We start from the raw sequence: 12,451 nt of genomic DNA, 5'->3' as shown, positions 1-12,451 counted from the left end.
GGAAGGCCCTTTTGCCGTAAATACTCACGTTGCCGAAACTAATGACCATCGGTACGCCAAGCCCGCGTGCCTACCCCGGCCCGGCCTCGCGACCACCCGGCGGCGCGCGGCGGCCTTGACCCGGGCCCGCCTCGCGCCCGCGCCCGGCACCCGGCGGCGCGCGGCGGCCTCGACCCGGCCCCGCCTCCCCGCCCCTGCCCACGGCGGGACACCACAGCCGTACCAAATGATGACGGCCCGGACCGAAGCGGACCGCGGTCAGGCTCGCAGATGTGCCAGGACCAGCGGATCGATGGCGCCGGGGACGATCCGCATCTCCAGGTTCTCGACGCCGGCCCAGGACGCCAGCGCCTCGTCCAGGTCCGCGTCCACATGGCCGAGATCGGTCAGCCGCTGGCGCACCTCGCGGGCGAGCGCATCGGTCAGCGGCAGCAGGGTCGCCGGGTCGGGGCGTTCGAAGTACAGGGTGTGCATCTCCAGCAGCCGGCCCAACTCGGTCACCGGGTCCGGGTGGTCGTCGACCCGGAGGTCCACCAGGACGTCGCTGGTGCCGCCGTATCCCAGGCCCTTCGCGACGACCAGCAACGCGGCGCTCTGCCGGCCGCGCCGGTCGCCGCCCGCCCGGTCGCCGGCGCGCAGTGCCGCCAGCAGCCGATACGCCAGCCGGGGCTCGGCGGCGGACCCCAGCCAGCCGCGCTCCATGTCGCCGGTCACGGCCGGTCCGGCCAGCATGTTGCCCTGGATGGCGTAGCCGTCGCCGGCCGTCCCGCCGGCCCAGTCGTGGCAGTCCGCCCCGGTGTACGTCGCGCCCGGGCCGGTGGCGCCGACCACCCCGACCTGCCGGTGCCCGACCGGGCCGGCGTCCCCGGCGATCAGCGCCTTGACCACCTCCGGCGCGGCCACCCCGGTGCCCAGCAGCGCGAGGGACTGCGGCCGGTAGGCGAGGTTGGCGTAGGACTGGGTGGCCACCGCGCCGACGTCGGCCAGGGCGGCCGGCACCGCCGCGCCGACCCCGAGGAACTTGCTGGCCACCGCGACACCCAGGGCTGTGCCGTCGGCGGACCGGCCCACGATCGAGAACGTCATGGCGGCACGCTACCCGGTTGCGATCACGAACGGCGCCAAGTAACGTGCAACCACATGGTTGTAGGTGAGAACGTTGGCGGGGACGCGGACCGCGTCTTCCAGGCGCTCGCCGACGCCACCCGGCGCGACATCCTGGCGCGGGTGATCAGGGACGGACAGTCCGTCTCCGCCCTGGCCCGGCTCTACCCGATGAGCTTCGCGGCGGTGCAGAAACACGTCGCGATATTGGAGCGGGCCGACCTGGTGACCAAGGAGCGGCGCGGCCGGGAGCAGATCGTCCACGGCCGGCCGGAGGCGCTGCGCGGCGTCGTCGGCGGGCTGATGGACGCCTATGAGCGGATCTGGCGGCAGCGGGCCGACCGGATCACCGAGATGCTTCGTGCGGAGGAGCAGGAGGAGGGATCGTGACAGTCACCGAGACGATCAAGGACATCGAGGCGTTGACCCTCACCTTCGTGACCGACTTCCCGGCGCCGATCGACCGGGTCTGGCAGGTCTGGGCCGATCCGCGCCGGCTGGAGCGCTGGTGGGGCCCGCCGACCTGGCCGGCCACCGTCACCCGGCACGAGTTCGTGGCCGGCGGCGCGGTGCGCTACCACATGACCGGTCCGGACGGGACGCTGTCGCACGGCTGGTGGACGATCACCGCGATCGAGGCACCGCACCGGCTGGAGTTCGACGACGGGTTCGCCGACAAGCACGGCGAGCCGATCACGGAGGACCAGCCGGTGCACGCCGTGGTGACGCTCGACGAGGTGGGCGGCGGCACCCGGATGACAGTGGTGACCCACTTCGCCGACGCCGCGCAGCTGGAGCGGCTGGACCGGATGGGCATGCGGGAGGGCATGCGGCTGGCCCTCGGTCAGATCGACGAAGTTCTTTCCAACGGCTGAGCCGGGGTGTTGAGTGGGGGGATGACCCCACCTTTCCGGGCGGATCATGTCGGCAGCCTGCTCCGCCCGCCCCGGCTCCTCGACGCCCGCACCAAGCACGCCACCGGCGAGATCGGCGCGGACGAGCTCCGCGCGATCGAGGACGACGCGATCCGTGACGTGGTCCGGATGCAGCGCGACGTCGGCCTGCGTTCGGCGACCGACGGCGAGTTCCGCCGTACCGCCTGGCACATGGACTTCATCTACCGGCTGGGCGGCATCCACCCGACCGACGACAAGATCCAGGTCCACTTCCGCAACGCGGACGGGGAACTGGACTTCGAGTCGGCGGCGCTCGCCGTCGACGCCCCGATCCGGCTCACCGAGACGATCTTCGGCGACGACTTCACGTTCCTCGACGCCGCGGTGGGTCCGGACGTCACGGCGAAACTGACCATCCCGTCGCCGAGCATGGTCCACTACCGGGGCGGCCGGGCGGCCATCGATCCGGCGGTCTATCCGGACGAGGATCAGTTCTGGACAGACCTGAGCGCCGCTTACGCCGAGCAGGTTCGCCGGGTGCACGCGCTCGGCTGCCGCTACCTGCAGCTGGACGACACCAGCCTGGCCTATCTCAACGACCCGGACCAGCGCCGCCTGCTCGCCGACCGCGGCGACGACGCCGAGCACCAGCACCTGCGCTACATCCGGCAGATCAACGCGGCGATCGCCGATCGGCCGGCCGGCCTGCGCGTCACCACGCACATGTGCCGGGGCAACTTCCGCTCGTCGTGGGCGGCCGAGGGCGGCTATGACTTCGTCGCCGAGGCGCTGTTCAGCGAGCTCGCGGTGGACGGGTTCTTCCTGGAGTTCGACGACGAACGGTCGGGCGGGTTCGCGCCACTCCGTTTCGTGCCGCCGGGGAAGATGGTCGTTCTCGGACTCGTGACCACGAAGCGCGGCACGCTCGAATCGAAGGACACGCTCAAGCGGCGCATCGACGAGGCGGCGAAACATGTGCCGCTCGAGCAGATCTGCCTGTCGCCGCAGTGCGGCTTCTCCTCGACCGTCGAGGGGAATGTGCTGACCTATGACGAACAGGTGGCCAAATTGCGCCTGATCGTCGAGACGGCCGCGGAAGTCTGGGGATAGGGCAGAATCCTCATGTACGCGGGCCCTGCGGGGTGCGGATCGCATGCTCCCGCGCGGGCCGAGGGCGGCGATCTGGCCGCTGCGCGTCCAGAGCGATCGCCGCCCTCTTCATTGCCCGTGGGTGCTTCCGGAGATCAAAACCAGCGTGCGCCTTCCGGATGCGGAGCGCGCCGGGTCTGAGCGCGCCGGGTCTGAGCGTGCTCAGTGCGCAGCGCGCCGGGTGTGGAGCGCATCAGGAGGTCCGGTGCGCCCACCGGGCTTGCCTCAGGCGGCGGCCGCGACGCGGTCGCGGCCGGCGTTCTTGGCGGCGTACAGCGCCCGGTCGGCCGCCAGCACCAGCTCGTCGACGTCGCGCAGCGCGGGCACGCCGGCCGCGCCGATCGACACGGTGACGTGGCACAGGACGTCCTCGGAGACCGCGATCGGGGCGGCCGCCACGCCGCGGCGGATCCGCTCGGCGACTGCCAGGGTCTCCTCCGGGGTCGCGCCGGGCAGCAGCATCGCGAACTCCTCGCCGCCGTACCGGGCCGCCAGGTCACCCGGCCGGACCAGCTGGCTCAGCCGGTGGGTGACCTCGATCAGCACCCGGTCCCCGCCGCCGTGCCCGTAGGTGTCGTTCACCCGCTTGAAGTGGTCGATGTCGAGCAGCAGCAGGCCCAGCGGCTCACCGTGCCGGGCGGCCCGCTCCACCTCGTGCCGCAGCGTCTCCTCGAAGTACCGCCGGCTGCGCAGCCCGGTCAGCCCGTCGGTGATCGCGGCCAGCCGCTGCGCCCGGACCAGGCCCGCCATCCGGGCCAGCACCAGCAGGAACATCGCGTTGCAGGCGATCCCGGCGGCGATCACGTGCGGTTCGCCGCCGCGGGCGTACTGGATCAGCAGCGAGGTCGGCGCGGTGATCGCGGCGATCGCCAGGACGGTCAGCCGGGCCGGGGTGGCGTCCGGGGTGGTGACCTGGGACAGCGCGATCATCTTGGCCGCCGACGGGTGCAGCACGGCCGCCGCGAACAGGTAGCCGCCCGCCATCCAGAGCGCGTCCAGGTAGTTCCCGGGCTGGTAGGTGCCGTCCAGCGACTGGATGGTGTAGACCGTGTCGGCGTACAGGGCGCAGCCCAGGTAGGCGGCGATCAGGTAGAGCGACGGGCTGCGCGGGCCGGCGCCGAGCACCAGCCGGGCACCCACCATGATCAGCATCAGGTCGCCCAGCGGGTAGGCGACGGACACCAGCGTGGCCAGGTTTCCGGTGGTCACGTTGACGGTCGGGGCGATCAGGAACTCGTAGGCCAGGTACCCGGCGCCGACCGCGACGATCGCCGCGTCGATGCCGCTGGCGCCGTCCCAGCCCGGCGTGCGCCGCCGGACGATCATCAGCAGCCCGGCCGCCATCGTCGGATAGGCGGCCAGGTAGCCGAGGTCGGCCACGCTCGGGTAGGTGACGTCGTCGTAGACCAGCGCCAGGAGGTAGAACAGCAGGTCGGCGACCATACCCCAGGCGCCGGCCGCGGCGAGGCAGAGCATCACCGGCCGCAGGTCGCGGTGGCGCGCCCCGACGACCAGGCAGGCGGCGGCGAACGCGCCGTTCGCGCTGACGTAGAGGCCGACTTGGGCGCCCGGCCACAGGTCGTGCGTCACCAGCCAGTAGTAGACCGCGATCACCACCGGGGCGGCGGCGAGCACGAGGGTCCATGCGGACGGCCGTCGAGATGTCACCGGGACACTCTCGGCCGCGGCCGGTGCCCGGGCCGGACCCGCACGGGTGCGGCTCGGGTGCCGGCGGCCGGACCGCTCGGCCGCGCGGTGCTTGCGAGGCGCGTGGACCCCTCGGCCGCGCGGTAGTGCGAGGCGCGCGGGCCCGGCGCCGGTCAGGTGCCGGCCGCGTCCAGGATCTCGCCGAGGTCCTCGGCGGGCACGAGCTGCCCACGCTCGGCGCCTACCAGCTGCTGTTCGGGCTGTGCGCCTGGGCCGCGGTGCTCGCCGCCCTGCTGGCGCTGCTCATCCCGAAGCACGCGGCGACCGCCGACGCCGCGCTTCCCGAGTAGTACCGGGAACGTGATGCGGCCGGTGGCCGATCGCCGGCCGCGTCACCGCCCGGATCTCCGGTACGCCGTGGCGACCGTCCCGCCGCGAGCGCGTTCCCGCCGTACCGGAAAGCGCACCGGGACCACCTGAGCGCCGCGCGGCTGCCGCTCCCGGCCGAAGACGAACGCGCGCTGCGCGAGGAACCCGGCGGCGAACAGCGCCACCTCGGTGATCGGTTTGGCCAGCACCAGCGAACCCAGCACGCCGCTCAGCCAGCCGAGCAGCAGCACGTTGGCGGTCAGCGACAGCAGGGCCAGCGCGGCATAGCGCGGCGCCGCCCGCCGATGCGGCACCGGCGCGAAGACGGTGGCCCGGTTCACCGAGTAGTTGAGCGTCGCGCTGACCATCCGGGCCAGCACCGCCGACAGCGTCAGCTGACCGGTGACGGTCACCAGCGCCGCGAGCAGCCCGGCGTCCACCGCGAACGCCAGCAGTGACGACGCCGCGAACCCGAGCAGCGGCCGGTAGACGCGCGCCGAGTCGCGCAACGGCCGGAAGTGCGACGACCGGTTCCCGTCCAGGTAGACGGTGGCGATCCCGACCTCCTCGACCGGCAGCCGTTCCCGGGCCGCGCGCAGCAGCAGCCGCAGCTCATATTCGAAACGATCGCCGGGGACCCGGCCCAGCCAGTCCAGCGTCCGCGCCGGATAGCCCCGCAGGCCGGTCTGCGTGTCGGTCACCGCCAGGCCGGTGACCAGCCGGAACAACACCCGGGTCGCGGCGTTGCCGAACCGGCTGCGGGCCGGCACCGGCCCGGTGAACCGGCGCACCCCGAGCACCATCGCCGCGCCGGTGAGCGCGGTCCGGGCCGCCACCGCCTCGATGTCGGCCGGCCGGTGCTGCCCGTCGCTGTCCGCGCAGACCACGTCGTGCCCGGGATGGCGGGCCGCCGCGTGCGCGAACCCGGCGCGCAGCGCGAACCCCTTGCCCCGGTTGCGGTCCAGCGCGATCACCTCGGCGCCGGCCCGCCGCGCCGCGTCGAAGAACTCGGCGTACGCCGGCCCGCTCCCGTCGTCCACCACGAGCACGTGGTGCCGGTCCAGCGCGCGGACCAGCTCGGCCAGCCGCCCGTCCGGCTGGTAGGCGGGGATCAGTACGAGCATCGCGATCACCCGGCCACGTACAGGATGTCGCTGGTGCCGCGCTCCTGGCCCCGGCCGAGCGGGTTGTTGACCAGCTTGTCGCGGAACACCATCGCCGAGGACCCGCCGCCGTCGATGTTGTACGCCACCCGCGCGCCCCGGTCCGCGAAGATCTGGGCGAACTCGGTCATCGTGACGCCCCGGCTGTACCCGCTGCTGCGCCCGTCCACCACGATCCAGAGCAGGTGGTTCTCGTCGATCAGGCCGACCCCGGTACGCGGCTGGTCGCCCTGGATCGAGTGGTTGCCGAAGTTGGTGTCCACCTCCACCCGGTCGATCCCGTCGAGCACCTTGCCGTCCTCGACCAGTCCCGGCCCGAACGACAGCGTGTTCCACACCCCGGCCGCGATCAGCTCGTCCGCGCTGGTCGCCGTCTCGTCGTAGAGCTTGGCGCTGCCGTCGGCGTAGAACGCCAGCCCCTGCCGCGCCCCGGCGTCCCGGAACTTGACCCCGTTGCGGATCACGATCCCGGTGTCCCGGAAACCGTAGTAGTCCCCGTTGATCGCCAGCACCGCGTTCACGCTCGCCGCGATCGTCGACGGGTTCGCTGTGATGTTCTCGCCGAACTGGTCGCCGGCGAACGCCGACCGCACGATGGTGGCGTCCCCGACCTGGATGTCGGCCACGAAGTAGGTCACCTTGTCGCCACCGGACCCGGTGCTCACCGTGCTGATCGCGATCTTCGCGGTGCCGCTGGTGTAGGACGTCGCGGTGGCCGTGCCGTCGGTCGCCGCCCGCGCCTGCACGACGTTGGCGGCGGTCAGCGCGGAGGCGCCGGACACCTCGACGTGATCGATGACATAGCGGTTGAGCGCCCATCCGCCGCCACCCGCGGCGGCGGCCAGCACGCCCAGCCCACCGCCCAGGAAACCCCGCCGGGAGAGTCGCTTCTTCGAAGTGTTTTCACTGGTCACGAGCAGAGTGAAGCGGCGTTGCCTGTTCCGGGACTGTGATGCGGCAGTCGACCGACTGTCGACCCGGCCGCGATCAAGCAGTCAGGACCGCCTGCGCCGCCCGCCGGGACCGTCGACGGGTCAGGACCGGGTCAGGGCGGTCCGCTCGGCGGCGATGGTGGTGTCCGGGCCGTGGCCGGTGTGCACCACCGTCTCGCCGGGCAGGGCGAACAGTCTCGCCCGGATCGAGGCGACGATCAGGTCGCCGTCCGAGTACGACCGGCCGGTCGCGCCCGGGCCGCCCTGGAAGAGGGTGTCGCCGGTGAAGACGCACCCCAGATCGGGGGCGTGGAGGCAGACCGCGCCAGGCGCGTGCCCCGGCGTGTGCAGCACGGTCAGGCCGATGCCGGCCACCTCGACCCGGTCGCCGTCGGACAGGTCCCGGTCCCAGGTGACGCCGGTGCCGTGCGTCAGCTCCCAGAGCGGCAGCTCGGCCGGATGCAGCAGGATCGGTGCGCCGGTCCGCTCGCGCAGCGCCGGCGCGACCCGGACGTGGTCGTCGTGGGCGTGGGTGCAGACGATGGCGGTGACCCGCCGGTCGCCGACGATCGCCAGGATGGCGTCGACGTCGTGGGGCGCGTCGATCACCACGCACTCGGTGTCGTCGCCGACCACCCAGACGTTGTTGTCGACGTCGAAGGTCTGCCCGTCGAGGCTGAACGTCCCACTGACCACACCGTGATCCACCCGTGCCTGCCGCATACCCCGATTCTGCCCGGCGGCCCGCGCCGGTGTCCGGGGGAGGGGTCAGCCGTCGACGGTGACCACGCCGGGATGGGCCAGGAGATACCGCGGGATCCGGTCGGTGGCCACCGCCGTGAAGAACGTGGTGACCGCTGGTGGGAACTGTTCGCCGAGGTAGGTGCCGTTCTCGAAGAGGGCGGAGCCGGGCAGGCCGAGCGTCCGCATCGCGTTGAGGTGCAGGCCGGCGAGCTCGGTGGCCCACTCGCTCAGGCTGTGGCCGCCGCCGACGAAGGTCAGCGAGTCGCCGATGACGCCGGTGGTGTGCAGCAGGCCGCCCGGGCTGGTCAGCACCGTCCGCTTCACCTTCTTGGCCAGGGCCTTGAGGAACTGGCGCTGGTGCCGCTGCCGGTCGTAGTCGGAGTGCGGCAGGCCGTAGCGCTGCCGGACGAAGTCGAGCGCCTCCCACGGCCGCAGGTGCACCGGCCGGAGGCTGCGCGGGTAGACCTTCTGCGGACCGGTGTAGGGCCGGTGGCAGTTGTCGTGGCCGGGGCACTCCGGCAGCCGGTCCCGCGGGGTGCCGTCGGGTTTGCGGTGCTCGGAGACGACCGTCTGGTCGATCGGCATGGACAGGCCGCCGACCGCCTCGACCATCTTGGTGAAGCCGCCGAAGTTCAGCACCGCGCCGGCGTCGAACCGCCGGATGCCGGTGACGTCGCCGACGGTCCGCGCCAGCAGTGCGAAGCCCTGCGCCGGGCTGAACCGGTCGCCGCCGAGCCGGCTGCCCAGCGCCATCGCCGCGTTGATCTTGCTGCGCTGGGCGGGTGTCCCGGATGCCGCGAACGCCGGGATCGTCACGACCAGGTCGCGCGGGATCGAGAAGAGGAACGCGCCGTGCCGGTCCGCCGGGATGTGCGCCACGATGATCGAGTCGGCGAGCGGGGCGGTGTGATCGTCGCGCGGGTCGATGCCGACGAGCAGCAGGTTCAGCGGCCCGGTGAACCCGGTCGCCGCCGCCGGACCGCCGGAACCGGCCGCCGCCTGGCCGGTGACCAGGGCCGGCGCGAGCAGGAGGCTGCCGACGGCGATGCCGAGCCGAGCCCACAGCGGCGTGCGGCGTTTCCCGATCCGGCCCACGAGACCTCCCAGATGCTCCGCTTTTGTCCGGCTCGCGGATACTCGCACGCCGGATGCCGCGGTTGATCGCGATTGCCGAGGATCAACACCTTTTCGGGTACGCGACGGGCCGCTCCCCCGCCTGGCGAGGGAGCGGCCCGTGGCGTACCGGAATCAGCGCGGCCCGTGCCCGCCCCCGAACCCGCCGCCCCCGGCCGCCGCCTGGTCCGCGGTCACCGTGGTGATCTTGGTGGCCGCGCCGAGCGTGCCGCCCGCGGACAGCCCACCGGTGCTGCTGCCGCTCGCGCTGCCACCGGTGTAGACGGTGTAGCCGGAACCACTCCTGATCTTCGAGGAGGAGAAGACCACGCTCTGGATGGTCTTGCTCGTCACATAGGTGGCGATCAGGTTCCCGTCACCGTCCGCGATCTGCACGGTGGTGCCGGCCGGCACCGCGCTGGCCAGCGACGCGGAGATCCAGCCCTGCGCGGAGTCGGTGCCCGGCGAGACCACCATGCCCGCGCTGCCCGCCGCCAGCAGGGTGCCGCCACTGATCGTGAAGGTGCCGTTCACGTCGAGCGCCCCGTTGCCGTTGCCCTCCGGCCCGTTGACGACGACGGTCCCGCCGGTGATCGAGGCCGTCCCGTTGGAGTCCAGCCCGTCCCCGCCCGCGTCGACGATCAGGGTGCCGCCGTTCACCGTCCACTTGTACGGTCCGACCTCGTCGCCGCCCCCGCCCGGCCCGCCCCCGAAGCCGCCGCCCCCGCCACCGGTGCCGGCGGTGGTGGTGCCGGAGCCACCGGCCGCGTTGACGCCGTCGTCGCTGGCGACGACGTGCACGGTGCCCGAGTTGAGGACGAAGTCGGCCGCCTCCAGGCCCTCGTCGGACGTGGTCACGTCGAGCGAGCCGCCGTCGACGATCTGCTGGCCCTCGGCGTGCACGCCGTCGCCGCCGCTGGCCACGGTGACCTTCGCGCCGGTGAAGTGGACGGCGCCGTCGCTGTGGATCGCGTCGTCGGCGGCGTCGATCGTCGTGCTGCCGCCCTCCAGCACGGTGATCACCCCGGACTTGAGGCCCTTCGCCGAGGTGTCGCCGGCGGCCGTGACGCCGTGCCCGCCGCCCGCCCGTACCGTCAGGTCGCCGCCGGTGAGCACGATGTCGGTGGCCGCGTCGACGCCGTCGCCGGCGGCGGTCAGCGTCACCGTCCCGCCGGCGATCGCCACGTAGCCGGAGTCGGCGTCCTCGGTGTCGTCCGCCTTGATCCCGTCGCCGCCGGCGGTGACCGTGATCGTGCCGCCGTCGACCACCACGTAGTCCTTGCCGCGGATCCCGTCGTCCTTCGCGGTGACCGCGACCGTCCCGGATCGGATCACCAGGCCGTCCTTGGCGGTGATGCCGTCGTTGCCGTTCCCGGTCACGGTCAGCGACCCGGTCCCGGTGATGCCCAGGTCGCCGGCGCTGAACAGGGCCGCGTTCACGTCCGCGTCATCGGCGTACGACGCGGCGTCGGCCAGCGTGTTCGTGGTCCCGTCGGCGAGCATGACGACCAGCGAGTCCACGGCGGTGGCGGCGACAGCGGCGGTGGTCGAGCTGCTGATCGAGGCGTTGTCCAGGATCAGCGTGACGGTGGCGCCGGCGGCGTCCACCACGATCTGCCCGTCCGTCAGCGTCCCGGTGATCCGGTAGGTACCGGCCTTCGAGATGGTCACCGTCGACCCGTTCACCGTGACGCCGCCGGCGTCGCTCGACGCCGAACCCCCGGCCAGCGTGACGACCGACGCGTCGCCGGTGGACACGTCACCCACGGTGGTGGCGGTCTTGTCGGCGGCGAGTACGGCGGACGCCTTCTGGGTGCCGTCGACAGTGCTGACCGCCGCGGTGGCGGTGGCCGCCTCGGCGGCTGTCGCGCCGGTGCCGCCGGAGCAGCCGGCGAGCAGGACGGCCGCCAGCGCGGCCGAGCTGACGGCGGCGACGAACTTCTTACGCAGTCTCATGGTGGTTCCTCGGGGAGAAGTGGCGGTGCAGGACCGGGTGCCAGCGGTTGGCGGGGAGTTCGGGGCGCAGCGCGGCGAGGCCGGTGGCGTACTTGGAGATCGGGACGGGGCGGTGCCGGTGCCGCCGGAGCAGCCGGTCCACGTCGCAGCGGCCACCGGCGGACTTGGTCTCCAGCACCACGTGGCCCGGCATGCTCAGTGCGGTGCCGTCCGGGAGGGACCAGCTCAGGTCCGTGTCGATGGTGACCCGGCTGCCGCATCCGGGCAGGTAGAGCGTGTGCCGCCGGTAGTGGGTGGCGAGCACCGGGTGGAAGGTGTGGCCGGTCGGGACGATGCCGGCGCCGGACAGGACGTGCTCGAGGTGGGCCTGGCCCGCGGCGCCCAGGAGGTGACCGTTCCCGGCGTACGCGAGCCGGTTCTTGATCGTGGTCCCGCGGGAACCGCGGGTCTTGACCTCGACGAAGCGAGCGCCGGTCTCCAGGTAGGTGCGGATGCGGACCTTGAAGCGGCGGCGCCGCCGGTGTGCCGCGCCGAGGTAGCTGTCCAGGCGCTCGGTGTCGAAGTAGACCGAGCGGTAGCCGAAGTCGCGGCGGCCGTCGATCTCCAGCGCGCGGACCTCCGGTGGCAGCTCGGCCATCAGCGCCGGGAGCAGCGCGGCGGGCAGCAGGTACTTGCGGTCGACCCGGGTGAGCAACTCGGCCGCGGCGACCAGGCCGTCGAGCGAGATCGGGGCGAAGGTGGCGATCACGCGGCCGGCACCCGTGCGGCGCGGCCAGCCGGGGCCAGGTAGCGGACCTCGACCAGGGTGCTGTCGTTGACCAGGTCCACCTGCTTGATCGACAGGTTGACGACGGTCCCGCCGAGCAGGCGCTCCAGGTGGGCGCGCAGCCCGGTCTCGTCGGTGTGCGCGGTGTCCAGCCGGAGGGTCTGGTGCCGGTATCTGTGGAACAGGCCGGGGTGGTCGCCGATCCAGAGCGCCGCGATGATCAGGACCATCAGCGCGCCGGTGATCGGGTCGAGGCCGCCCAGGCCGCTGAGCAGGCCCAGCGCGAGCGCCGCGAAGTAGTAGGCCACCTCGTGCTGGGTGATCTCGTCGGAGCGCAACCGGATGATCGACAGGACGCCGAACAGGCCCAGGCCCAGGCCGGCCCCGACGTTCTCGGCGCCGAGCACCGTCGACACGGCGAGCACCCCGATGTTCACCCCCAGGAACGCGGCGACCAGGTCGCGCCGGTGGTGCCGGGGGAAGTAGACGCCGAACGTCAGGAGGCCGATCGCCAGGAGATCCGCGGCCGCGGCGAACAGAGCATTCACGAGGTTTCCTTCAGACGGGGTTCATGTGGTGTTCCCCATTGGCGGTCCGGCGCCTGGGTGGAAG

13 protein-coding genes are annotated in these 12,451 nt (G+C 72.7%); 4 read left to right on the top strand and 9 right to left on the bottom strand.

Going from position 1 to position 12,451, the window contains the following annotated elements; genetic code table 11:
- Positions 1–258 precede the first annotated feature (258 nt).
- On the bottom strand, positions 259–1,086 hold the full coding sequence (locus tag Actob_RS28660; RefSeq protein WP_284914953.1) for a DUF1028 domain-containing protein: 828 nt from the start codon (positions 1,084–1,086) through the stop codon (positions 259–261).
- Between the two features lie 54 nt (positions 1,087–1,140).
- Here Actob_RS28660 and Actob_RS28655 point away from each other — a divergent pair, with 54 nt between their 5' ends.
- Genes Actob_RS28655 through Actob_RS28645 form a run of 3 tightly spaced genes read left to right on the top strand, consistent with a single transcriptional unit; the run spans position 1,141 to position 3,110 of the window.
- Positions 1,141–1,494, top strand: a complete 354-nt coding sequence (locus tag Actob_RS28655; protein WP_284914952.1) for an ArsR/SmtB family transcription factor — start codon at positions 1,141–1,143, stop codon at positions 1,492–1,494.
- The gene (locus Actob_RS28650; protein ID WP_284914951.1) at positions 1,491–1,979 is read left to right on the top strand and encodes an SRPBCC family protein; all 489 of its coding nucleotides are present in this window, start codon (positions 1,491–1,493) and stop codon (positions 1,977–1,979) included. Before Actob_RS28655 ends, Actob_RS28650 begins: the two co-directional genes overlap by 4 nt.
- A 21-nt stretch (positions 1,980–2,000) precedes the next feature.
- Entirely contained in the window at positions 2,001–3,110 is a 1,110-nt protein-coding gene (locus Actob_RS28645; protein ID WP_284914950.1) for a 5-methyltetrahydropteroyltriglutamate--homocysteine S-methyltransferase, read from the top strand.
- Between the two features lie 264 nt (positions 3,111–3,374).
- Here Actob_RS28645 and Actob_RS28640 read toward each other — a convergent pair whose 3' ends face one another.
- Entirely contained in the window at positions 3,375–4,817 is a 1,443-nt protein-coding gene (locus tag Actob_RS28640) for a GGDEF domain-containing protein (RefSeq protein ID WP_284914949.1), read from the bottom strand.
- A 125-nt stretch (positions 4,818–4,942) separates the two neighbouring features.
- Here Actob_RS28640 and Actob_RS28635 point away from each other — a divergent pair, with 125 nt between their 5' ends.
- Complete coding sequence (locus Actob_RS28635) at positions 4,943–5,146, top strand: hypothetical protein (protein ID WP_284914948.1); 204 nt, start codon at positions 4,943–4,945, stop codon at positions 5,144–5,146.
- Positions 5,147–5,188: 42 nt separating this feature from the next.
- Here Actob_RS28635 and Actob_RS28630 read toward each other — a convergent pair whose 3' ends face one another.
- The 7 genes from Actob_RS28630 to Actob_RS28600 all read right to left on the bottom strand — a co-directional run bounded on the left by Actob_RS28630 (position 5,189) and on the right by Actob_RS28600 (position 12,387).
- Entirely contained in the window at positions 5,189–6,289 is a 1,101-nt protein-coding gene (locus Actob_RS28630) for a bifunctional glycosyltransferase family 2/GtrA family protein (protein WP_284914947.1), read from the bottom strand.
- Positions 6,290–6,294: 5 nt separating this feature from the next.
- The gene (locus tag Actob_RS28625) at positions 6,295–7,242 is read right to left on the bottom strand and encodes a phosphodiester glycosidase family protein (RefSeq protein ID WP_284914946.1); all 948 of its coding nucleotides are present in this window, start codon (positions 7,240–7,242) and stop codon (positions 6,295–6,297) included.
- A gap of 120 nt (positions 7,243–7,362) precedes the next feature.
- On the bottom strand, positions 7,363–7,983 hold the full coding sequence (locus Actob_RS28620) for an MBL fold metallo-hydrolase (protein ID WP_284914945.1): 621 nt from the start codon (positions 7,981–7,983) through the stop codon (positions 7,363–7,365).
- A 45-nt stretch (positions 7,984–8,028) separates the two neighbouring features.
- Positions 8,029–9,099 (bottom strand): LCP family protein, encoded by a 1,071-nt coding sequence (locus tag Actob_RS28615; RefSeq protein ID WP_284914944.1) that lies wholly within the window; start codon positions 9,097–9,099, stop codon positions 8,029–8,031.
- Positions 9,100–9,252: 153 nt separating this feature from the next.
- The gene (locus tag Actob_RS28610; RefSeq protein WP_284914943.1) at positions 9,253–11,073 is read right to left on the bottom strand and encodes a carbohydrate-binding domain-containing protein; all 1,821 of its coding nucleotides are present in this window, start codon (positions 11,071–11,073) and stop codon (positions 9,253–9,255) included.
- Positions 11,060–11,821 (bottom strand): VTC domain-containing protein, encoded by a 762-nt coding sequence (locus Actob_RS28605; protein ID WP_284914942.1) that lies wholly within the window; start codon positions 11,819–11,821, stop codon positions 11,060–11,062. Before Actob_RS28605 ends, Actob_RS28610 begins: the two co-directional genes overlap by 14 nt.
- Positions 11,818–12,387: a DUF4956 domain-containing protein gene (locus Actob_RS28600; protein ID WP_284914941.1), complete on the bottom strand. Its 570-nt coding sequence runs from the start codon at positions 12,385–12,387 to the stop codon at positions 11,818–11,820. The genes Actob_RS28605 and Actob_RS28600 overlap by 4 nt, the downstream gene beginning before the upstream one ends.
- Positions 12,388–12,451: the final 64 nt, after the last annotated feature.

It is taken from the genome of Actinoplanes oblitus, from assembly GCF_030252345.1.
Lineage (GTDB): Bacteria > Actinomycetota > Actinomycetes > Mycobacteriales > Micromonosporaceae > Actinoplanes > Actinoplanes oblitus.
The sequence above is the reverse complement of the archived record's forward strand: the minus strand, read 5'-3'. Positions and strand labels throughout refer to the sequence as shown.